Annotated in this window: 19 protein-coding genes; 14 read left to right on the top strand and 5 right to left on the bottom strand. The window is 63.6% G+C overall.

Annotated features, from left to right (window positions below; genetic code table 11):
- The 8 genes from A9762_RS26255 (at nucleotide 1) to A9762_RS26220 (ending at nucleotide 9,894) form a co-directional block, all read left to right on the top strand.
- Nucleotides 1–1,512, top strand: a complete 1,512-nt coding sequence (locus A9762_RS26255) for an FAD-dependent monooxygenase (protein WP_069344909.1) — start codon at nucleotides 1–3, stop codon at nucleotides 1,510–1,512.
- 86 nt (nucleotides 1,513–1,598) lie between these two features.
- Nucleotides 1,599–2,018, top strand: a complete 420-nt coding sequence (locus tag A9762_RS26250) for a hypothetical protein (protein ID WP_069345022.1) — start codon at nucleotides 1,599–1,601, stop codon at nucleotides 2,016–2,018.
- Nucleotides 2,019–2,113: 95 nt separating this feature from the next.
- Nucleotides 2,114–3,409, top strand: a complete 1,296-nt coding sequence (locus A9762_RS26245; protein WP_069345021.1) for a TolC family protein — start codon at nucleotides 2,114–2,116, stop codon at nucleotides 3,407–3,409.
- A gap of 11 nt (nucleotides 3,410–3,420) precedes the next feature.
- Nucleotides 3,421–4,800: an efflux RND transporter periplasmic adaptor subunit gene (locus A9762_RS26240; RefSeq protein ID WP_069344908.1), complete on the top strand. Its 1,380-nt coding sequence runs from the start codon at nucleotides 3,421–3,423 to the stop codon at nucleotides 4,798–4,800.
- Nucleotides 4,797–8,039 carry an efflux RND transporter permease subunit gene (locus A9762_RS26235; RefSeq protein WP_069344907.1) on the top strand — a complete coding sequence of 1,081 codons (3,243 nt, stop codon included), beginning with the start codon at nucleotides 4,797–4,799 and terminating at the stop codon, nucleotides 8,037–8,039. The genes A9762_RS26240 and A9762_RS26235 overlap by 4 nt, the downstream gene beginning before the upstream one ends.
- Nucleotides 8,036–8,389 (top strand): copper-binding protein, encoded by a 354-nt coding sequence (locus tag A9762_RS26230; protein WP_069344906.1) that lies wholly within the window; start codon nucleotides 8,036–8,038, stop codon nucleotides 8,387–8,389. The genes A9762_RS26235 and A9762_RS26230 overlap by 4 nt, the downstream gene beginning before the upstream one ends.
- Before the next feature lie 187 nt (nucleotides 8,390–8,576).
- Complete coding sequence (gene lexA / locus A9762_RS26225) at nucleotides 8,577–9,230, top strand: transcriptional repressor LexA (RefSeq protein WP_069344905.1); 654 nt, start codon at nucleotides 8,577–8,579, stop codon at nucleotides 9,228–9,230.
- Between the two features lie 241 nt (nucleotides 9,231–9,471).
- Complete coding sequence (locus A9762_RS26220) at nucleotides 9,472–9,894, top strand: hypothetical protein (RefSeq protein ID WP_139133417.1); 423 nt, start codon at nucleotides 9,472–9,474, stop codon at nucleotides 9,892–9,894.
- Between the two features lie 174 nt (nucleotides 9,895–10,068).
- Here A9762_RS26220 and A9762_RS26215 read toward each other — a convergent pair whose 3' ends face one another.
- Entirely contained in the window at nucleotides 10,069–11,190 is a 1,122-nt protein-coding gene (locus tag A9762_RS26215; protein WP_069344903.1) for an enoyl-CoA hydratase/isomerase family protein, read from the bottom strand.
- Between the two features lie 283 nt (nucleotides 11,191–11,473).
- The gene (gene typA / locus A9762_RS26210) at nucleotides 11,474–13,297 is read right to left on the bottom strand and encodes a translational GTPase TypA (protein ID WP_069344902.1); all 1,824 of its coding nucleotides are present in this window, start codon (nucleotides 13,295–13,297) and stop codon (nucleotides 11,474–11,476) included.
- 297 nt (nucleotides 13,298–13,594) lie between these two features.
- Between typA and A9762_RS26205 the strand changes: the two genes are divergently transcribed.
- From A9762_RS26205 to A9762_RS26190, 4 genes are all read left to right on the top strand, one after another.
- Nucleotides 13,595–14,104: a MarR family winged helix-turn-helix transcriptional regulator gene (locus A9762_RS26205; protein WP_083254314.1), complete on the top strand. Its 510-nt coding sequence runs from the start codon at nucleotides 13,595–13,597 to the stop codon at nucleotides 14,102–14,104.
- Between the two features lie 142 nt (nucleotides 14,105–14,246).
- Nucleotides 14,247–15,770, top strand: a complete 1,524-nt coding sequence (locus A9762_RS26200) for an efflux transporter outer membrane subunit (protein WP_069344900.1) — start codon at nucleotides 14,247–14,249, stop codon at nucleotides 15,768–15,770.
- A 68-nt stretch (nucleotides 15,771–15,838) separates the two neighbouring features.
- Complete coding sequence (locus A9762_RS26195; protein WP_069344899.1) at nucleotides 15,839–17,080, top strand: HlyD family efflux transporter periplasmic adaptor subunit; 1,242 nt, start codon at nucleotides 15,839–15,841, stop codon at nucleotides 17,078–17,080.
- A gap of 37 nt (nucleotides 17,081–17,117) precedes the next feature.
- Nucleotides 17,118–18,668, top strand: a complete 1,551-nt coding sequence (locus A9762_RS26190) for a DHA2 family efflux MFS transporter permease subunit (RefSeq protein ID WP_069344898.1) — start codon at nucleotides 17,118–17,120, stop codon at nucleotides 18,666–18,668.
- Between the two features lie 85 nt (nucleotides 18,669–18,753).
- Here A9762_RS26190 and A9762_RS26185 read toward each other — a convergent pair whose 3' ends face one another.
- From A9762_RS26185 to A9762_RS26175, 3 genes are all read right to left on the bottom strand, one after another.
- Nucleotides 18,754–19,080 (bottom strand): AzlD family protein, encoded by a 327-nt coding sequence (locus tag A9762_RS26185; protein WP_069344897.1) that lies wholly within the window; start codon nucleotides 19,078–19,080, stop codon nucleotides 18,754–18,756.
- Entirely contained in the window at nucleotides 19,073–19,795 is a 723-nt protein-coding gene (locus A9762_RS26180; protein WP_069344896.1) for an AzlC family ABC transporter permease, read from the bottom strand. The genes A9762_RS26185 and A9762_RS26180 overlap by 8 nt, the downstream gene beginning before the upstream one ends.
- A gap of 137 nt (nucleotides 19,796–19,932) precedes the next feature.
- Entirely contained in the window at nucleotides 19,933–20,901 is a 969-nt protein-coding gene (locus A9762_RS26175) for a hypothetical protein (protein ID WP_139133416.1), read from the bottom strand.
- 648 nt (nucleotides 20,902–21,549) lie between these two features.
- Here A9762_RS26175 and A9762_RS26170 point away from each other — a divergent pair.
- Nucleotides 21,550–22,044 (top strand): acyl-CoA thioesterase, encoded by a 495-nt coding sequence (locus tag A9762_RS26170; protein ID WP_069344894.1) that lies wholly within the window; start codon nucleotides 21,550–21,552, stop codon nucleotides 22,042–22,044.
- 149 nt (nucleotides 22,045–22,193) lie between these two features.
- Nucleotides 22,194–22,403, top strand: a complete 210-nt coding sequence (locus A9762_RS26165) for a cold-shock protein (RefSeq protein WP_069344893.1) — start codon at nucleotides 22,194–22,196, stop codon at nucleotides 22,401–22,403.
- Nucleotides 22,404–22,422 lie beyond the last annotated feature (19 nt).

The raw sequence follows: 22,422 nt of genomic DNA, 5'->3' as shown, positions 1-22,422 counted from the left end.
ATGACGAAACACATCGATGTGGTAATTGCGGGTGCCGGGCCGGTCGGTCTGTTGAGCGCCATCGAACTGACGCTCGGCGGTGCACAAGTGGTCGTGCTGGAGCGCCTGGCCTCGCCGAGTCAGGCGATGAAGGCGCTCTCCTTCGGGCCACTGGCAGGCGAAGCGCTACTGCGACGCGGCATGCGCGCTGCCGTGAACGAGGCGCAGGCGCGCGGCGCTGACGCCATGCGCGCGTTCACCGAACAGACGGGGTCGGACCTGCGGGTACGCGCGTCAAAGTTTAATGGCCATTTCGCCGGGCTTTCCCTCATTCGGCGCGACGCTCAGGTCGATCCCGATCGTCGACCTCGGCATGTCGATCAGCCAAGCCTCGAAGCGATGCTGGCCGAACGGGCGCGGGCGTTGGGTATCGACGTACGTCGCGAGCACGACATCACCGCCGTCGAGGCATCGGACGACAGCGTGCAAGTGCGCTGGACCTCACCGTCAGGCGACGGTCATCTTCGAGCCGATTACCTCATCGGCTGCGACGGCGGACGCAGCACCGTACGCAAGTTGAGCGGCTTTGCGTTCCCCGGCACCGAGCCGACGCTCACGTTCTACCAAGCCATCGCGGATGTCGACCATCCGGAGCTGCTGGTCCCCGTCGGCTGGAATCGCACGGCGCACGGCGTGTTCTGCTACGGCCCGGTGCCCGGACGCCTCTTCATGCTCGACTTTTCCGGCCCGCCGCGCGACCGTCAGGCGCCAGTGACACGAGAGGAGATCGAGGAAGTCCTGCGCCGCACCAGCGGGAAAGACGTCCGCGTGAACACGTTGCACAGTGCGAGCCGATGGGCGGACAACACGCGACTCGTCGACACCTACCGGCTGGGGCGCGTGTTTCTCGCCGGCGACGCCGCCCACGTGCACTCCCCCTTCGGCGGGCAGGGGCTGAGTCTGGGCTTGCTCGACGCCGCCAATCTCGGCTGGAAACTTGCCGCCGTGATCCGCGGCGACATGCCCGACAGCCTGCTCTCGACCTACTCAGCCGAGCGCCGCCCCGTGGCCGAAGCCGTGCTGGCGAACACGCGTGCGCAGGTGGCGATCCTGCGGCCCGATCCGCAATCGGGTGCGATGCGCGATCTGATTGCCCGGTTGATGGACTTCGACGACGTCAATCGCTTCATCGGCGAGATGATGACCGGCGTGTCGACACGCTACGACCTTGGCGCCACCGACGCCACGCATCCGGACATCGGCCGACTCGCGGGCGACTGGCAACTTGCCGATGGCGTCTATCTCTACGACGCCATGCAGGAAGGCAACGGCTTACTGCTCGACGCGACGCCATGGCAACGCGCATCGCAGATCGTCGCCGCGGCGACACCGAGCGTTCGTTGCGTGACGGTGAGCGAAGGGCCGTCGATGCTGTTGCGCCCCGACGCCTGCATTGCATGGCGCAATGAGGACGATCGCACCGACGACGTCGACGGCCTCAGGGATGCCCTGCGCCAATGGTTTACAGCCTGATGAATAACGCCGTGGCGACGGCCGACGCCGCCACGGCGTCACCACGTCATATTCAAACGCCGCAGATTGCGGCTATACTCCGCAGCGTGAAACTGCTCCGCCTCATCCTCGTCCTGTTGCTGTGCGCAACGCTTCCCCTCAGTGGGCTGGCGGCCAGCGGCATGGCGGGCGATTGTCCGATGCAGATGTCGATGTCCGGCGAACCGGGCGACACGATGGCGATGACGGCCATGACAACCATGACGTCATCGATGGACATGAGCGCGATGGCAGTCTCGTCGGGCATGGATCATTGCGACGGCATGTCGATGCCGTCCGGCGGCAAGACCAAGGCCCCCTTGTGCAAGGTCGCCGCGCAGTGCAACCTCGGCAGCCTCTATCACCCGACGATCACGCCTGAAGTCGCACGCGCGGCCAGCGTCGCCCGCAAGACCGGCTTCTTCTACACCGACGCCCTGCGCTCACGCGCCCCCGACGGCCTCTGGCGTCCACCCACCTCGCTGTAACCCCCTGCTCTGACCATTGGTTCGCCGTCTGAACGGCGAGATCGTCCTTTTCAGGACGCGAATGCCGCATGGCATTCGTACGCGTGGGGTTTCACATGCATCCGATTTTCAACGCACCGGGCAACCGGCGCGTCAGCGCACGCGCGTGCGCCGTATTTCTCTTGTTATCCGCTGCCAGCGCCACAGCGCTGGCGCAAGACGCAGGCCTGTCGTTGGCCGCCTCCCTGCAATCGGCCATGGATCGTTCCGCTTCACTGCAAGCGGCGCAGGCATCCGTCCGGGCGAGCACCCAAGCGGCTGCTCGTGCCGGACAGCTCCCCGACCCCGAACTCAAGGCAGGCATCGACAACCTGCCCGTGAACGGTGATCAGCGGTTCACCGTCGGCCAGGACTTCATGACGATGCGACGTATCGGCATCGAACAGGAGTGGGTGTCGTCGGACAAGCGCCGGCTCCGTTCGGACTTCGGTGACCGGGTCGTCGACCGGCAACGCTCCGGGTATCTGGCGCAAGTCGCCAACGTCCGCCAGCAGACAGCCGCCGCATGGCTGAACGCCGCTTACGCCAAGCAATCGGCAACGGTGGCGCAGGCACTCGTCTCGCACATGACCCACGAACTCGATGCGACCACCGCATCGTTTCGTGGCGCGAAGTCCACCGCGACCGACGTCGCACAGGCGCGACAAATGCTGGCCCTCGCGCAGGATCAGGCCCTCAAGGCGCTGCAAGCCGAGCGCACGGCTCTCATTGCCTTGTCGCGCTGGACCGTCGCACCGGTCACCGACGTGTCGGGCGAGCCGCCGTCACTGGATTCGACCGTGCCGTCGCTGAGCCCGGAGCAACTGGCCCGCGTGCAGCCGATGCTGGCAGAAGGCGCCGACGACATCGCCGTCGCCGATGCAGACACCGCAGTCGCCACCAGCAATCGCACGCCGAACTGGAAGTGGGAAGTGTCGTATCAACAGCGTGGCGCGCAGTACTCGAACATGGTCTCCATCGGGGTGAGCATTCCGTTGCCGATCAACCGCGCACAGCGTCAGGACCGCGACGTGGCGGAGAAGGCCGAACTCGCCGACAAGGCCCGTCTGACCTATCAGGACACACGGCGTCAGGTCGAAGCGGACATTCGCACCCTCGCCACCTCGCTCTCGAACGGGCGCGAGCGCATCGCGAATCTGCAAAGCACCCTCCTGCCCGCTGCCGAACAACGCGTGGCGCTCGCAACGGCGGCCTATCGAGCCGGCACCGGCTCGCTGGCCGACGTCTTCGCCTCACGCCGCAGCCTGCTCGACGCACAACTGCAAGTCATCGACCTCCAGCGCGAAGTCTCACTGGTCTGGGCTCAGCTCGAGTACCAGGTGATTCCGCCGTCGATGGCCGCCGCCCGTTAAGAGACATCCTCATGAAAAAGAACACTGTGATTTACGCCTGCGCGGCACTCTTCTCGGCGAGCGCATTGCTGAGCGTCGGCTACCTTGGCGGACGACACTTTGCCTCGGCGAGTGCGCAGGCCTCTGCCTCCCCGAGCGACGCCGCCGCCCCTGACGGCAAAGCGCGTCGCGTACTGTACTGGCACGACCCGATGATGCCGAGCCAGCACTTCGATAAGCCCGGCAAGTCGCCGTTCATGGACATGCAACTCATGCCTGTGTATGCCGACGAAGCCGACGCCGGGGACGGCGCGGGCAATGGTTCCGGCGGCGTCCGGATCGACGCCGGGTTGCAGCAGAACCTCGGCATTCGCTATGCCACGGTCCGGCGTGCCGAGGTGGCCGCCGGTTTCGACGTCGTTGGCGCCACGCAATTCGACGAGTCGCAGGCGGACGTCGTGCAGTCGCGCGTGACCGGCTACATCGACCGTCTCTATACAAACGCCCCGATGCAGCACGTGGCACAGGGCACACCGGTGGCGTCGCTGTTCGTGCCGGACTGGCTTGCACCGCAGGAGGAGTTTCTCGCGCTGCTTCACAGCGGGATGAATGGCGGAATGAATGGCGCGCTGCTCGATGCATCCCGCGCCCGCATGCGCGCCCTTTCCATTCCGGAGACGTTGATCGCCAGCCTTGAGCGCACCGGCCAGCCGCAAACCCACGTGGTGCTGAGCGCGCCGCGCGCGGGCGTGCTGACTGAATTGAATGTGCGCAACGGGGCGATGGTGTCACCGGGCCAGACACTCGCGAAGGTCGCAGGACTCTCGAAGCTCTGGCTGGTGGTGGAGATTCCGGAAGCGATGGCGCTGCGCGTGCGGCCCGGCATGAAGGTCGACGCCACGCTCGCTGCCGACGACGCGCAACACATCACCGGACGCGTTCGCGAAATCCTGCCCGGCATCAATCCCGGCAGTCGTACGCTGCAAGCGCGTCTCGAGCTGGACAACTCCGGGGAGCGTCTCACGCCGGGCATGCTCGTGCGCGCGCATCTGAGCGATGCGAAACCGGTATCGCAACTGCTCGTGCCGTCCGAGGCCGTCATCACCACCGGCAAGCGCGCCGTCGTGATCGTGCGCAACGCCGACGGACGCCTGCAACCCGTCACCGTCACCACAGGCAGCGATACCGGTGCAGACACGGCGATTCTCGCGGGACTGACAGAAGGTCAGGAAGTGGTGGCGTCCGGTCAGTTCCTGATCGACTCCGAAGCCAGCCTGAAGTCGGTGTTGCCGAAGATGAGCGATGCGGCCGCCATGCCGGCAGCGTCGGCGTCATCGGCAACGTCAACCACGCAGACCATGCCGGAAATGTCGGGCATGGCGTCTTCAGCAGCCGAAGGAGACCGTCAATGATTGCGCGTCTCATTCGCTGGTCGATTCACAACCGGCTGCTGGTCCTGCTCGCGTCGCTGCTCATCGCTGCGTGGGGCGTCTACTCGCTCACGCAGACGCCACTCGACGCCCTGCCCGATCTCTCCGATACCCAGGTCATCATCAAGGCGTCCTACCCCGGAAAGGCACCACAGGTCATCGAAGATCAGGTGACGTACCCGCTGACCACGACGTTGCTTGGCGTGCCCGGCGCGAAAACGATCCGCGCGTACTCGTCGTTCGGCGATGCGTTCGTCTACGTGCTGTTCGACGACAAGACGGATCAGTACTGGGCGCGTTCGCGCGTGCTGGAGTATCTGAATCAGGTGCAAAGCCGTCTGCCGCAGGGCGCGAAAGTATCGCTCGGCCCGGATGCCACCGGTGTGGGCTGGGTCTACGAGTACGCGCTCGTCGACCGCACCGGACGTCACGATCTGGGACAACTGCGTGCGCTCAACGACTGGTTCCTGAAGTTCGAGCTCAAGGCCGTGCCCGACGTCTCCGAAGTCGCCTCCATCGGCGGCATGGTGCGTCAGTATCAGGTCGTGCTCGACCCGGACAAGCTGCGGGCGTTCGGCATCTCGCAGGCGACGGTCACCGAAGCGTTATCGAAGGCCAATCAGGCGTCCGGCGGGTCGGTCGTGGAGATGGCGGAGTCGGAGTACATGGTGCGCTCGACGGCGTATCTGCGCTCGCTCGACGACTTCCGCCATGTCGTGCTCCGCACCGACGCCGGCGGCACACCGGTCCTGCTCGGCGATGTCGCACGTATTCAGGTCGGACCGGAGATGCGACGCGGTGTTGCCGAACTGAACGGTCAGGGCGAAGTCGCAGGCGGGGTCGTCGTGATGCGCTCGGGCAAGAACGCGCTCACGACCATCGAAGCCGTCAAGGCGAAGCTCTCCGATCTGAAGCGCTCGCTGCCGCCCGGCGTGGAACTGGTCACGACGTACGACCGCTCGCAACTGATCGAGCGCGCCGTCTACAACCTGAAAGACAAACTCATCGAGGAGTTCGTCATCGTCGGGATCGTGTGCGCCGTCTTCCTGTTCCATCTGCGCAGCGCACTGGTCGCCATCCTGTCGTTGCCGCTGGGTGTGCTCACGGCGTTCATCGTCATGCGCTATCAGGGCGTGAATGCGAACCTGATGTCGCTCGGCGGCATTGCGATCGCCATCGGCGCCATGATCGACGCCGCGATCGTGATGATCGAGAACGCCCACAAGCATCTCGAAGCGTTCGAGCACGAACACCCCGGCGAACGACTGAGCGCATCGCGACGATGGACGCTCATCGCCGAGTCGGCCGCAGAAGTCGGCCCCGCGCTGTTCTTCTCGCTGCTGATCATCACGCTGTCGTTCATTCCGGTGTTTTCGCTCGAAGGGCAGGAAGGCAAGCTGTTCTCACCGCTCGCGTTCACGAAGACGTACACGATCGCAGCGGCGGCAGGGTTGTCGGTGACGCTCGTGCCCGTGCTGATGGGCTATCTCATTCGCGGACGCATTCCACACGAGGCGTCGAACCCGATCAACCGCGTGCTGATGGCGATGTACCGGCCGTTGCTCGAAGCGACCCTGCGGCGTCCGTGGGTCGCCATCGGTGCCGCGCTCGTGGCGCTGGCCCTCACCGCGATTCCGATCTCACGGCTCGGCGGCGAGTTCATGCCGCCGCTCGATGAGGGTGATCTGCTCTATATGCCGACCGCGTTGCCGGGAATTTCGGCAGCGAAGGCTTCGGAACTGTTGCAGCAGACCGACCGGCTCATCAAGACCGTGCCGGAAGTCGAGACGGTGTTCGGCAAGTCCGGACGTGCCGACTCGGCCACCGATCCCGCACCGCTGGAAATGTTCGAGACCACCATCCGGTTCAAACCACGCGATCAATGGCGCCCGGGCATGACGCCGCAAAAGCTGATCGACGAACTCGACAGCCGCGTGAAAGTGCCCGGCTTGTCGAACGTGTGGGTGCCGCCGATTCGCAACCGTCTGGACATGCTATCGACCGGCATCAAGACACCTGTGGGCGTGAAGATATCGGGCCCCGATCTCGCACAGATCGACAAGATCGCGGCGCAGATCGAGGAGACCGTCAGGCACGCACCGGGCGTCACGTCTGCGCTTGCCGAGCGCCTCAACGGCGGGCGCTATGTCGACGTCGATATCGACAGGCTCGCGGCAGCGCGCTATGGCCTGGCGATTGCCGACATTCAGGCCGTGGTGGCTTCGGCCGTGGGCGGCGACAACGTGGGCGAAGTGATTGCGGGTCGCGAACGTTTTCCGATCAATCTGCGCTATCCGCGTGAATTCCGCGACTCGGTGCAGACGCTTCGCGATCTGCCGATCGTGACGGATCGCGGCGCGCAGATTCGTCTGGGCGACGTGGCCGCGATTCGCATCGAAGACGGGCCGCCGATGATTCGCAGCGAGAACGCACGCCTGTCCGGGTACGTCTACGTCGACATCCGGAACACCGATCTGCAAACAGCGGTCGCCGGCATGCAGCGGCTTGTCGCCGAGAAAGTCGCGGTGCCCCCCGGCTATTCCATCGCATGGTCCGGACAGTTCGAGTATCTCGAACGCGCGGCGGCGAAGTTGCGCACCGTGATTCCCATCACGCTCGCCGTGATCTTCGTGCTGCTCTTCCTGACGTTCAACTCCGCGGTCGATGCGTTGATGCTGATGTCGACGATTCCGTTCGCGCTCGTGGGCGGGTTCTGGCTGATTTGGGGGCTGGGGCACGCCGTGTCTGTCGCCACGTCGGTCGGCTTCATCGCACTGGCGGGGGTGGCTGCGGAGTTCGGCGTGGTCATGTTGCTGTACCTGCGTGGCGCATTGGCCCGGCATCTGGCAAACGGCGCCACGCTGAACGAAGCGTTGCTCATCGACGCCATTCGTGAAGGCGCGGTGTTGCGAGTACGCCCCAAGGCCATGACGGTCGCCGTCATTCTCGCGGGCCTCGTGCCGATCATGGTCGGTCACGGCGCAGGCTCCGAAGTCATGCAGCGCATTGCCGCGCCGATGGTCGGCGGCATGATCACCGCCCCGCTGCTTTCCATGTTCGTCATTCCGGCCGCGTGGCTGCTGTTGCAACGTCGGCGTCTGAAGTCTCTCGCGCCTCATGCAGGCACGTCTTCCGATGCGGCGCCCGCCGTAGTCGTAGTTTCCCCTGTTGCATCCCCCGGCACAGACGTGCCGTCCACTCTCTCTGGAGAAAAGCAATGAAGCAAGTTCTTATCGTCTCGGGTGTTCTGTTGGCCTCGCTCAGCGCATCGGCGTTTGCCGCCGGTGACATGGGCAATATGGCGATGCCCGCCGAACCGACCACCACACCGGCCTCCACGGCGGACGCCAACGCCGCGCTGACCGATGCAACCGTCAAGAGCGTCGATACGTCGACTGGCATGGTGATGCTCCAGCACGGCACGATGGCCAACATCGGTATGCCTGCCATGACCATGGCGTACAAGGCGAAAGACGCTGCCATGGCCAAGGGCATCCATGCGGGCGAGAAGGTCCGTGTACGCGTGGAGAACGTGAGCGGCACACTCACTATCGTCCGAATGGACAAGTAAGCGACCCAAGCGCCAGCGGCGGGCCTCCCAAAGCGGGAAGCCCGCCGCGCGGGCATGTCGGGCGATCCGAACGCCCCCACGCCGGGGACGTGTGGCAGGAACTTCATCCACTACATGAAGTTTTCCCTTGCGTTTTTGCAAACACTGTACAAAAATACAGCCACCTGTGCTTCCATACAGTGATGCCATGATCAAACTTACCGCCCGTCAACAGCAGGTCTACGAACTGGTTCAGCAAGCGATCGAACGCACCGGCTTTCCGCCGACGCGCGCAGAGATTGCCGCCGAGCTGGGCTTTTCTTCCGCCAACGCTGCGGAGGAGCACCTGCGGGCGCTGGCGCGCAAAGGTGTGATCGAGCTGGCGGCCGGTCAGTCGCGCGGCATTCGCCTCAAGCGTCTTGACGAAGCCGGTGGCGCCCACCAGTTCACGTTGCCGCATATGGGCCTGATGCAACTGTCGTTGCCGCTGGTCGGACGCGTTGCTGCGGGTAGCCCGATTCTGGCGCAGGAACATATCGAACGTAACTTCCAGTGCGACCCGAACATGTTCGCGCGCCAGCCCGACTACCTGTTGAAGGTGCGCGGGATGTCGATGCGCGATGCCGGTATTCTCGACGGCGATCTGCTCGCGGTTCAAAAGGCCGCAGACGCACGTGAAGGCCAGATCGTCGTGGCGCGTATCGGCGACGACGTGACCGTCAAACGTTTTCACCGCGTGAAGGGCGGCGTCGAACTGATTGCCGAAAACCCCGACTTCGAAAACATCAATGTCGACGAAGGCAGTGGTGATTTTGCGTTGGAAGGGATTGCGGTCGGCTTGATCCGCAACAACGATCTCTGACGGTCGTTCAGCGCGAATACCGGGGCGGCCTGACGTAGCAACGTAGCGCGTCGCCCCACTCCCTGAAGTTTTGCATTTCCGACTGCGCCGGGCTGGGTCCGGCGCCCGTGCCCTGCTGCGCCTGCGATTTGTAACGACGCTTTGCGATGCCCTCTCTTGCAACGGACATCGTCAACCCATCGGACATGCGCTAAGCAGCAGAACACGTCCCTCTGACCCGCATTGGAAGAAGGATCGCATCATGGCTCGACTCTTAGGTTTGCTGCGTACGTCGCTTGGTCAACCGCGCGTGCGCGTGTCGTCACAGACGCGTCTCTCGGCGGTGTATGGACTGTCGGCGTTGTCCGGTCCGTTCGCATCGGCGCCCGCCATCGCCCGCTCCTACACGGTGCCCGCGCGCACTCGCACCACAACGTTGCCACGCACGATTGCGGCAGCCATGGCAACGGCCACGCGTCGCGCCTGCCCTGCCGGGAAAGCCGTCAAGGCATCGCGTGATGTGCGCGAACAGCAAGCGCGGCGCGACGGGCAGCCTGCACAGGAAAGTCATGACGTGCGCGTCTATCGCGATATGTCGCACATCGTGATGGTCGGCACGTTCGCGGACATTTGCCGCAAACTCGATCAGGCCGTCGGCGAACAGTTCTGTCAGGCGGCGGTGTAACGTCAGTCGTGCCACCGACGACCCACGCATCGCCCCTGGTCGCAGAGGTAGCACGCGCGTGTCGGACTTGTTGACGGTATCGCTGATGGAATCGTCGGCTTGCGCTCAAGACCTCGAAACTATCGACGATGCCGGATCGTAGATCCGATACATCGATCGAAGGCGAGCGCAGGTTTATTCGGGCGACTTGCCGAGGTCGCGTAGCGGATTGTCTGCGCCGCGCCGCTCGCCGTCGAAGAACCGCTGGACGTCTTCCGGCTTGACCGCTTCGATGCTCGGGTGTTGCCAGCGTGGCTTGTGGTCCTTGTCGACCACCATCGCGCGAATGCCCTCTACGCCTTCGGCGCCCGTGCGACCGTCGAGGTTGAAGACACTGCGCATCATCAACCACTCTTCGCGCAGTTCGTCCGCCAGCGACAGTTTTCGTGCGCGACGTACCTGTTCCAGCGCCACACACACCATGAGCGGCGAGCGCTTGGTACGCAGCAGGTCTTCCGTCTCCTCCGCCCAACCTGAGTACTCGCAACGTGCTTCGAGTTTGAGCGCCTTCAGGATCGCCGGCATGTCGGCCAGCGCGAAGTGCTCGTCGATGACGTCGCGCAACGGCGCCAGCTTGCCCGGCGCGAGCCCTGCCGGGGGAAGACTTTCGCGACAGAAACGCCGCGCGGCGTCGAGCACAGCATCGCTGTCAGGCCAATCGCCACGGGCGAGATGCTCGCACAGTGCCGGCAACGAGGCGCGCGGCAGTACGACATCCGCCAGACCGATTTCGCATGCGTCGACAGCACCGAACACGACACCCGTTGTCCCGAGGTATTCACCGAGATGACCCGCCAGGTTCGCGAGAAAGAAGCCGCCGCCGACATCGGGGAACAGGCCGATAGCTGTCTCCGGCATCGCCATGCGCGTGGCTTCCGTTACGATACGCAGCGCAGCGCCTTGTGAAATTCCCATCCCACCGCCCATCACGACACCGTCCATCAGCGCGATGTACGGTTTCGGATACGAAGCAATGGTGTAGTTCAGCACGTACTCGTCGGTGAAGAAATCCATGATATCCGTGCGCCCGGCACCGATCGCCTCATGGAAATAGCGAATGTCGCCACCGGCGCACAGGCCCTTCTCTCCCTCGCCTTGCAGCACCACACCAAGCACCGCCGGATCCTCGCGCCATTCGGCAAGCGCCGACGCCATCGCACGAATCATGTCGTGCGAGAGCGCGTTGAGCGCCTTCGGACGTGCCAGCGTGATAAAGCCGATGCGGCCACGGATTTCGGTTCGAACAAATTCGGTCATGTCTGGTGAACGATTCACAAGCGTCAACGAAATGGATCTGGCATCGCCCCGCCGATCCGGCAAAGGCACGTCAGATCCCCAGGGGGGATTGACCACCGGCGCACTTGGGACATTGCCCTCAAACACTCGGCGCGAGCAAAGACACCATCAAAACGGCAAACAAGACGGCAAACAAGACGGCAAACAAAAAAGCCGGCGCAAGGCACCGGCTTTTTTTCCAACAGACTGGCATCGCGACGCGCCCGGACTTTCGTCCACCACGCCGCGCACGCCATCGCCGGCTTTACTTCTCTTCGCGCGAGGCGCGCTTGCGCTCGTGTTCCTTCAGGTGACGCTTGCGCAGGCGAATCGTCAGCGGCGTGACTTCCACCAGTTCGTCGTCGTCGATGAATTCCACGGCGTATTCGAGGTTCAGTGCGATCGGCGGCACCAGACGCACGGCTTCGTCGGTACCCGACGCACGCACGTTCGTGAGCTGCTTACCCTTGATCGGGTTGACCACGAGGTCGTTGTCACGGCTGTGGATACCGATGATCATGCCTTCGTACAGTGCATCGCCCGGCGACACGAACATGCGGCCGCGATCTTGCAGCTTCCACAGTGCGTAGGCCACGGCAGCGCCGTCGTCCTGCGAGATCAGCACGCCATTGCGACGCTCACCCAGCGAACCATCCTTGAGCGGGGCGTAGGCATCGAAGATGTGGCTCATCAGGCCCGTACCACGGGTCATCGACAGGAAGTCGCCCTGGAAGCCGATCAGACCACGTGCCGGAATGCGGTATTCGAGGCGCGTACGACCACGGCCGTCCGACACCATGTCCAGCATTTCGCCCTTGCGGCGGCCGATTTCTTCCATGACCGCGCCCTGGTGTTCGTCTTCCAGGTCGATGGTCAGCATTTCGTACGGCTCGTGCTTCACGCCGTCGATTTCCTTGAGCACCACGCGCGGACGCGACACGGCCAGTTCATAGCCCTCGCGACGCATGTTCTCGATCAGAATCGTCAGGTGCAGTTCGCCACGGCCCGACACTTCGAAGACGGAATCTTCGTCGGTGTCTTTCACGCGCAGCGCCACGTTGTGATTCAGTTCCTTGTCCAGACGGTCGCGGATCTGACGGCTCGTCACGAACTTGCCTTCACGGCCGGCGAGCGGCGACGTGTTCACGCAGAAGTTCATCGTGAGCGTCGGCTCGTCGACGGTCAGCAGCGGCAGCGCTTCGGGCGTTTCCACGTCGCAGATCGTCGCGCCGATACCCACGTCTTCGATACCGTTGATCAGCACGATGTCGCCGGCTTGTGCGCCTTCTTCCGTCATCACGCGCTCCAGGCCCTTGAACGTCAGGACCTGATTGATCTTGCGCTTGAGAATTTCACCGTCCGGGCCCGAACGCATCACGACTTGCTGGCCCGGCTTGATGCGGCCACGCGTGATACGGCCGATACCGATACGGCCGACGAACGTCGAGTAATCGAGCGAGCTGATCTGCAATTGCAGCGGCGCGTCCGCATCGGCGTCGCGCACCGGCACGTGTTCGAGAATCGCGTCGAACAGCGGCTTCATCGTGCCTTCGCGAACGTCCGAATCGAGGCTCGCGAAACCGTTCAGGGCCGAAGCGTAGACGACCGGGAAGTCGAGCTGTTCGTTGGTCGCGCCGAGCTTGTCCATCAGGTCGAACGTCTGGTCGATGACCCAGTCCGGACGTGCGCCCGGGCGGTCGATCTTGTTAACCACGACGATCGGCTTCAGACCAAGGCCCAGGGCCTTGCGGGTCACGAAGCGCGTTTGCGGCATCGGGCCTTCGACAGCGTCGACGACCAGCAGCACGCTGTCGACCATCGAGAGCACACGCTCCACTTCACCGCCGAAGTCCGCGTGTCCCGGCGTGTCGACGATGTTGATGTGGGTGCCTTCGTATTCGACGGCGCAGTTTTTGGCGAGGATCGTGATGCCGCGCTCTTTTTCAATGTCGTTCGAGTCCATCACGCGTTCAGCGACTTGCTGGTTTTCGCGGAAGGTGCCCGACTGGCGCAGCAACTGGTCGACGAGCGTGGTTTTGCCGTGGTCGACGTGCGCGATGATGGCGATATTACGGAGAGCGCGGGTCATGAAAGAGGTGCTCGAAAAAGCCTTTGGAGAATCCGCGATTCTACCACTTGCGCGTGTCCCGCGTCATGGCCTTTCTGCATTGCAACAACGGCGCCTGTTCTGACTCACGGGCGTCACGAAATTTCCGGGCGTCGTTTCCTCCCTCCGAACACCCCCGGATTTCCCCGCAGCGCACCAATCTAGAGCATTCCATCTAATTTTCATCGCAATATTTGCCTAGTCAACTATTGCATCGACTTGAAATTAATTAAGTACCCGCTATAATCGTGACAAGTCAACTATTGCAGCAGCACGAAAATGTCCGAACCTCCTGTGACTTCCTCCGCGACCGTGCCGACGTCTCAGCCGGAAGCGCCGCAAGCCGATCCCCCACGCGACGGCTACAACATCGACGATTCGCTCGGGTATCTGGTGGCGCGTGTGCGTCAGTTGATCCTGGCGGAATTGACGAAGGAAACGTCGCAGTACGGTCTCACCAGCACGCAGGCCACCATGCTCTACAAGGTGGCGACGGGCAAAAGCAAGACGGCAGCCGATCTGGCGCGTGACTACTGTATAGATGCGAGCGCCGTGACCAGGCTGCTCGACCGGCTCGAAGCCCACGGACTGCTCGTTCGCGAGCGCAGCAAGATGGACCGACGCACCGTGAACCTGAGTGCGACCGAGGCCGGCTATGCCATGGCCGACCGGATGCCGGACATCTTCACGCGCGCCGCCGACCATCTGATGCGTGGTTTCAGCGTGGAAGAAGTGGGATTTCTGAAGAGTCTGCTGCGACGGGTGATTGCCAACGGCGAAGTCGGATGACGGCGGCGAGCCGATCCTGAAAACGTCCGAAATACGTTGATTTCCCTTCGAAAAAGCCTGTCGAGTCCACTATTTCAAGGTCTCGCCAGCAGCAGTTTCCCGATTACTGTCAGTACAAGACTTCACTCGTAAAGGTTTTGCGATGAAAGCGGCCTCACCGTTCCTCCCGCGTCTGCGGGCCCGCTCAGCGATTTCCGCCATTTGTCTGGCGGCTGTGACGCTGGGCTTTGCCGGTTGTGCGAACTTCGCCGGCATCCATAGCGACAAGCAGATCAGCACGCCCGATCAGTATCAGACCCAGCGCAGCCTGCCCTCCGAGGGCGGCCAGTGGCCGGGCACCGACTGGGCGCAGCGTTTCGGTGATCCGCAACTCGTCTCCCTGATCGACGAAGCCCTCGTCGGCAACCCCGATCTCGCCATGGCCGCTGCCCGTCTCAAGGCCGCGCAGGCGCAGACCGAAGGCGCGGCCGCTGCGCTGCTGCCGTCGGTCGGCTTCTCGGGCGACGTGTATCGCACGCAATTCACCCAGAACACCATTTACCCGCCGGGTTACGGCGGCACGTGGTTCACGCAGGGCGATCTGACCGCCTCGCTGTCGTGGGAACTCGATCTCTGGGGCAAGAACCGTTCGGCACGCGCACAGGCTACCTCGGCGGAGCGCGCCGAAGAAGCCGAAGATCAGGAAGTGCGTCTCGCCCTGTCGACCGCCGTGGCCCGCGCGTACAACCAGTTGGCTCAGCAATACGCCCTGCACGACGTGCTCGATCGCATCGGCAAGCAACGCCAGAACCTCGGCAAGCTGACGTCGGATCGCGTGCGCGCCGGACTCGACACGCAAGTCGAGCAGAAGCAGGCCGATAGCAACAGCGCCGACATTCAGACGCAACTCGCCCAGCTCGACGGTCAGATCCTGCTCACGCGCCACCAACTCGGCGTGCTTCTCGGCAAGGGCCCGGATCGCGGTCTGGAAATCGCGCCGCCGAAGCTTGCCCAACTGGCCACGCCGGCCCTGCCCGACAACCTGCCGCTCGCGCTGCTCGGCCGTCGCCCGGACATCGTCTCGGCACGCTGGGGCGTGGAATCGCAGCTCCAGGGCGTGGACGTCGCCAAGGCCCGCTTCTATCCGGACGTGAACCTGAACGCCGCATTCGGCTTCTCCACCTTCGGGCTGGGCAAGCTGATCGACCCGACCAGCCAGAACATTCAGGCCGGTCCGGTGATCTCGCTGCCGATCTTCGACGGCGGCCGGTTGCGCGCCAACCTAAAGGGACAGTACGCGGCCTATGAGAGCGCCGTGGCGAACTACGACTCCACGCTGAACAAAGCCCTCGGCGACATCGCCGATCGCATGTCGTCGATCCGTTCGGCCGACAAGCAGATGGTGTCGCAACGCGTGGCGCAAGACGCCGCGCAACGCGCCTACGACCTCGCGATCGATCGCTACAAGGCTGGCCTGACGCCGCAACTGACCGTGCTCACCGCCGAGTCATCGCTGCTCGCGCAGGAACAGGCGCGCGTGAATATCGACTTCGCCCGCCGCGACCAGCAGATCGGTCTGATCAAGGCGCTGGGCGGCGGCTTCGACGCACAGGCCGCTGGCCTCGTCGTCGGACAGGAACGCCCGGCAAAGACGGACGGTGAATCCGTCAGCGCACAGTCCCACTAAGGCCCTGAGCGCCACACAAAACAAGACAAACGTCAAAAGCACATTGAGAGATTAGTACGGAGCAAATGATGAGCGAGAACCAACAACAAGCGCCTGCCCAGCCGGCGCAAAGCAATGGCAAGCGCCGCCGCATGATGCTGACGCTGACGGCCGTGATCGCAATCGCGGCCATCGGCTACGGCGCTTACTACGGCCTGTACGCCCGCTATTACGAAGACACTGACGACGCCTACGTTGCCGGCAACGTGGTCCAGATCACGCCGCAGGTGGCCGGTACCGTCACCGGCGTGAAGGTCGACGACACGCAGATGGTCAAGGCTGGCCAGCCGCTGGTCACACTGGACCAGACCGACGCACGTGTCTCGCTGCTGCAAGCCGAAGCGAACCTCGCGCAGACGGTGCGCCAGGTGCGCACGTACTTCGTGAACAACGATGCGTATGCGGCCACCGTCGCCATGCGCGAGTCGGAACTGACGAAGGCACAGGCCGACGTGAAGCGTCGTGAGATGGCCATCGCCACGGGCGCCGTGTCGCGCGAAGAACTGGCCCACGCCCAGGACGCCGTGAAGACCGCGCAAGCCGCGCTCGAACAGGCCCGCGCCCAGTTGGTGTCGAACAAGGCCCTCACGGACAAGACGTCGGTGACCACGCATCCGAACGTGCAGCAGGCCGCCGCCAAGGTGCGCGCTGCCTATCTCGACTACGCACGCACGTCGATCCCCGCCCCGGTGGACGGCTACGTGGCCAAGCGTTCGGTGCAGGTCGGCCAGCGTGTGGCGACCGGCGCGCCGCTCATGGCGCTGGTGCCGCTCAACGAAGTGTGGGTCGATGCCAACTTCAAGGAAGTGCAGATCGCCCACATGCGCGTCGGTCAGCCGGTGACCCTCACGGCAGACGTGTACGGCTCGGCCGTGGAATACAAGGGTACGGTCGCAGGCTTCTCCGCGGGCACGGGCAGCGCCTTCTCGCTGCTGCCGGCGCAGAACGCCACGGGCAACTGGATCAAGGTGGTGCAACGTCTGCCGGTGCGTATCGCGCTCGACGCGAAGCAGTTGCAGCAACATCCGCTGCGTGTCGGTCTGTCGATGCAGGTCAAGGTCAACGTGCGTAACACCGATGGCAAGGAACTGGGCGAAGCTCCCACCCTGCCGGTGTACTCGACCGACGTGTACGACAAGGTCGGTCACGACGCCGACGACATCGTCGCCAAGATCATCACCGAGAACGCCGGTGCGAGCGCCAATGCAGGCGCCAGCGCAGGTGGTACCAACGACACGCGCAATCAGCCGGCCCGCGCTCGTCCCCTGTAAATCGGAGGGGGGTGCCCCCCACCCCCTTTGACATCTCATGGCAACTCAAAACGCTCCTGCCCCGCTCTCGGGAGGGCAGCTGGTACTCGGCACCATCGCGTTGTCGCTCGCCACGTTCATGAACGTGCTCGACACATCGATTGCCAACGTATCCATTCCCGCCATCTCCGGCGACCTGGGTGTCTCGTCGAGCCAGGGGACGTGGGTGATTACGTCGTTCGCCGTCGCCAACGCCATCTCGGTGCCGCTCACCGGCTGGCTGACAGAGCGCTTCGGCGCAGTGCGACTGTTCATCTCGTCAATCCTGCTGTTCGTGCTGGCCTCATGGCTGTGCGGCATGGCGCCGACGCTCGAAATCCTGCTCGCGGCGCGCGTGCTGCAAGGCGCCGTGGCCGGGCCGATGATCCCGCTCTCGCAATCGCTGCTGCTCTCGAGCTATCCACCCGCCAAGAGTTCGATGGCCCTTGCCTTATGGGGGATGACGACACTCGTCGCCCCGGTGATGGGCCCGATTCTCGGCGGATGGATCTCGGACAACTACCACTGGCCGTGGATCTTCTACATCAATATCCCGGTCGGTATCGGCGCCGCTTACGTCACCTGGCTGATCTACGCAAAGCGTGAAACGCCAACGCAGCGCAAACCGATCGACACCGTCGGTCTGGCTTTGCTCGTGCTGTGGGTCGGGTCGTTGCAGGTGATGCTCGACAAGGGCAAGGAACTCGACTGGTTCAACTCGTCGACCATCGTCGTGCTGGCGCTCGTGGCACTCGTGTCGTTCTGCTTCTTCGTCATATGGGAGATCACCGAGAAGCACCCGGTGGTCGACCTGACACTGTTCAAGCGGGTCAACTTCACCGGCGGCGTGATCGCCATTTCCGTGGGGTACGGGCTGTTCTTCGGCAACCTCGTGATCCTGCCGCAGTGGCTTCAGATCTATCTCGGCTACACGGCAACGGAAGCCGGTCTGGTGATGGCGCCTGTCGGGTTGTTCGCGATCATCCTGTCGCCGATCATCGGCAAGTTCCTGCCCAAGCTCGACGCACGCTGGGTCGTGACCGTCTCGTTCCTGCTGTTCGCCCTCGTGTTCCTGCTGCGCTCGCACTTCAACACGCTGGTCGACACTCGCACGCTGATGCTTCCGACCTTCCTGCAAGGGGTGCCGATGTCGATGTTCTTCATCCCGCTCACGGCCATCATCTTGTCGGGCCTGCCGGGGCATCGCATTCCGGCGGCAGCGGGTCTGTCGAACTTCGTGCGGATTACCTGCGGTGCCGTGGGGACGTCGATCGCCACGACCGTGTGGGATAACCGTATCTCGCTGCACCACGCGCAGCTCACGGAAAACCTGACGCCCTACGACGCCACGTTCAACGGTTCGGTGCAGTCGCTCAATCAGCTCGGCATGTCGACACCGCAAGCGCACGGCTACATCGACCGGCTGGTGACGCAACAATCGGCCATGCTCGGCGCGAACGACATCTTCTGGATCTCGGCCGTGCTGTTCGTGCTGATGATCGCGATGGTGTGGATTACGCGCCCGATCCGTGGCGGAGGTGGCGGCGACGCTGCCGCGGGCGCCCACTGACGCAACAGGCTTCCCCCCGAGTGCCCGGCCCTGCTCTGTACTACCGGGCACTTCTTGAACCCCGCTGAAGTTAGCGGGGTTTTTTTCATCCGACGAGATAGCGCAGTGCGGCGGTCGCCGCGATGCTGATGACGACGGTCGGCAGCAGCGAACAGCGCATTGCGACGAGCAGCGTCACCGCAAGCGCAATGAGATCGGCAGGCCGATCCGCCACGAACGACGGCGCGATCACCGAGATCAGGACACATCCCGGCAGGCTTTCCATGACGGAACGCATGCGCGGACTCAGCACACGATCGCGCAACAGGAGAAAGCCCACGACGCGTGTGGCATACGTGGTGGCCGCCATGAGCGCGACCGTCGCCACAGGCAGCAGCGTGGCGGCATTGAGCGAATCGAGCACGTCAAACATTGCGCGGCTCCATCAGCACGGCGGCGAGCAGTCCGGCCACCGCGCCCGCAGCGACGTACCACGAGCCCGGCACGTAAAGGTACGTTAGCGCTGCGGCAACGAGACTCACCAGCCACGGCAAGCTCTTGCGCATGCCGCGCCACATCCCCCGCAGCAACACGAGGAAGACGGCGGTGAACGCCATATCGAAACCGTACTGTTCGATGTCGCCGAGCACGGGCCCCAACACCGCACCGAGGGCCGTGAAAGCGATCCACGCGAGCCACAGGTTCACGCCGACACCGAGGTAATACGGCAGGCTGATGCGGTCCGCCTTACGCGCCTGGGTATCGGCCAACGCCATCGCCCAGGCTTCGTCGCACATCAGGAACAGCGACGGCAATGCGCGACGCAACGGCACGTGGCGAAGCAACGGCGCAAACGCCGCGCCCATCAGGACGTGACGCGAATTGACGAGGCACGACATGGCCACGATCAGCGCGAGATGCGGCGGCGAAGACCAGAGGTGAACGGCGGTGAATTCCGATCCACCGGCAAAGTTCATACCGGTCATGAGCGGCACCAGCCACGCGGGCATGCCCTTCTGGGTGGCCTGCGCGCCAAGCACCATGGCAAAGGGGACGAAACCGAGCATGACGGGCAACGACGCACGCATGCCGCGCGCCACTTCGAGTTTGACATCGGACTGCTGTGACGACGCAGCCGAAGAAGACATTCCAGACACAACCACTCCTGCAATAACCACTGGATGCGCAGGATAGCGGACGTCGCTTGTTGATGTCTTGTATGTTCTTGCGATTTTGCGTGACGACGAAAACCATCACCGTCTCCGCCTCCACCTCTCCCCCCCCATCACTCAGGTGCGGCGTCACGCGCATCGATCCGGATGCTTTGCAGATCGTCGTCGGTTACCGCTGCCTCATCCGATGCCTTCGGGGTAGACGGCTTGACGAGCGACTCCGAGCCTGCGGCAGCGAGTTTGGTCGCACCGCCCGCCTTTTCCAGCCACAGATAAAAGTCGAGCAGACCGTCGGGCAACGACGTCGTATCGTCGCTGAACGGCAAACGGGCGATCAGCCCGACGAACAGCGCCGCCGATGCCTGACGAATCCGCACGGCGAAGGCCTTTTGCCATGCCGGATCGCCGTGTGATACGAGTGTCTTGCGTAATTCGTCGAGCATGCGCTTGATCAGGCGGCTGGGCAGCGAGCGCGAGGGTGAAACCCCTTCTGCCCCTTCTACCATTTCCGCCACTTTTGTGGCTTCCGCCGGATCACCCGACTTTGCGGGACCGAGTATGTCGAGTAGTTTTGCGAATCCGCCCTGCCTGTCGATCCACGCCACCAGATTCGCGAGGCTGTCCCCTTGGAAGGAGAAGCTTCCCGGCCGACGGAACTCGACACTCCAGCATACGAGATCGCTCAGCGCCAGCACCGCAAAATATGGCGACAGCAACATCCCCGGCGTGAATACAGCGCTACCGATTCGCAGCACCTTGCACTGCACGGCACGCGCGACTCGCCGCTGCGTGGGCCGCACCAGTTCGCACACCATCTCGCCGGAAAGCCGGGCGAAGACGTCCGGCATGAAGTACGGCGACGCCACGCTCACGAGTTGACACACAAGGCTCGCGACATGGGTCGTCAGCACGATGCTGCTGAGCAGGCAGGAATAGTGCGACATGGAATTGACGGTGTTTGCGGCGTCCGGGGTGGGATCGATAACGATGGCAACGTGTTCTTCGTTACCCTCGTTCGCCTCGATGACCTCGTCGCGACCGTTTTCACGGTTCGCCTCACGAAGCTGCCACGCTCTGAGCAACGCGTCCGTTTCTGCGTCAATGCGCGCTACGTCCTCAAACCCTTCAGCGACCGAGTGACTTTCGGGAACCGGGCTCAGGGGATCCTCCGATGAGTCGATCGGTCGGAAGCCCTGCGGCTCAGGCAAAGCGGATGCATGAGACGAAGTGGCCATGCTGCTCGCTTGCGGGACGTCTCCCGGCACATTGCAGGTGTCCGCCTCGATAGGGATAGCGTGAAACGGTGCGCATTGCGGCCCGCCGATGCCTGAGATCATCGCTGCGTGTCCTCGTCTGGCCCCGTGCTTGTACGCGTCCCGTCAGCGTCTCGTCGACTGCCCGCGCGTTGGCTGACTGTCTGCGCTTGCGACTGATCGCGACGGCGTGACGGCGTGACGGCAGCGCCTCGACCAACGCCCCACCGCCTGACGCGAGCACTGTGCGCCGCCCTATGACCGAACGCTTGCGTAATTCGCTTTCCAGCACCGCCTCCGCTGCCATGCCCATGCATGAGGCGGATCCGCGCCGTTTTCCAGGCGAAGGCAGATGTCACGCAATCGCAGTATCATTGCGCATCCCCCGGCCCGATGCTCCCACGGCGATATGCCGCGCACGCTGCCTATGCCGCCGAACGGCCGGGAAAGTACTATCCGTCAGCAAAAACAAACATCATGACTACCCCGCAGAACCCGATCGAACGCTCCGAAGTCACCTTCCGCTTTCTGGCAGAGCCTGCCGCCGTCAACTTCGGCGGCAAAGTGCACGGGGGCTCGCTGATGAAATGGATCGATGAGGTGGCGTACGCTTGCGCCGCCACGTGGTCGGGCCGCTATTGCGTGACGGTCAGCGTCGGCAACATTCGCTTCCGCCGTCCGATTCTCGTCGGCAATCTGGTGGAACTGCGTGCTCGTATCGTGGCCACGGGCCGCACGAGCATGCACATCCACGTGTCGGTCCACGCCGGCGATCCGAAGTGGGGCGAACTGCGGCAGACGACCGATTGCCTGATGGTGTTCGTCGCGGTCGACGAGAGCAATCACCCGGTGGGCGTGCCCTCGTTCGAACCGAAAACCGACGAACAGAAGGCATTGGCCAAGTACGCCATGGACGTGAAGGCAGCGCTCGACGCCATCGTCGAACTCAAGCCGGAAAACGTCGCGAGCTGACGGGATTGGGCGGGCGGCCCGCACCGTCTGCCCTTGCCGGTAAGCCGAGACTTCCTGAGAGACTGCTCTTAGCGCACACGGCAGCTCCCGGACGTCTCATCGTCCCCACGAATGGATTGCAGATTTGTCGTTTCGGAGGAAAGCCGCCGATGCCGCGCGGAACGGTCAAGCATTACTTCCCGGACAAAGGGTACGGATTCATCACCCCGGATGACGGCAGCGAAGTCGTTTTCGTCCACGAGACCGAAATATGCGTGCCCGGCACGCCCGAGCTTCGCACCGGCCAGATCGTCGAGTACGAGACCACGCGTGGAGACGCCTATTTGCTGGCGGTCAACGTGCGGGAAGTGGCGGCCTGACGCTTCGCTTCCCGTCGCT

It is taken from the genome of Pandoraea sp. ISTKB, from assembly GCF_001721285.1.
GTDB classification, from domain to species: Bacteria; Pseudomonadota; Gammaproteobacteria; order Burkholderiales; family Burkholderiaceae; genus Pandoraea; species Pandoraea capi.
The sequence above is the reverse complement of the archived record's forward strand: the minus strand, read 5'-3'. Positions and strand labels throughout refer to the sequence as shown.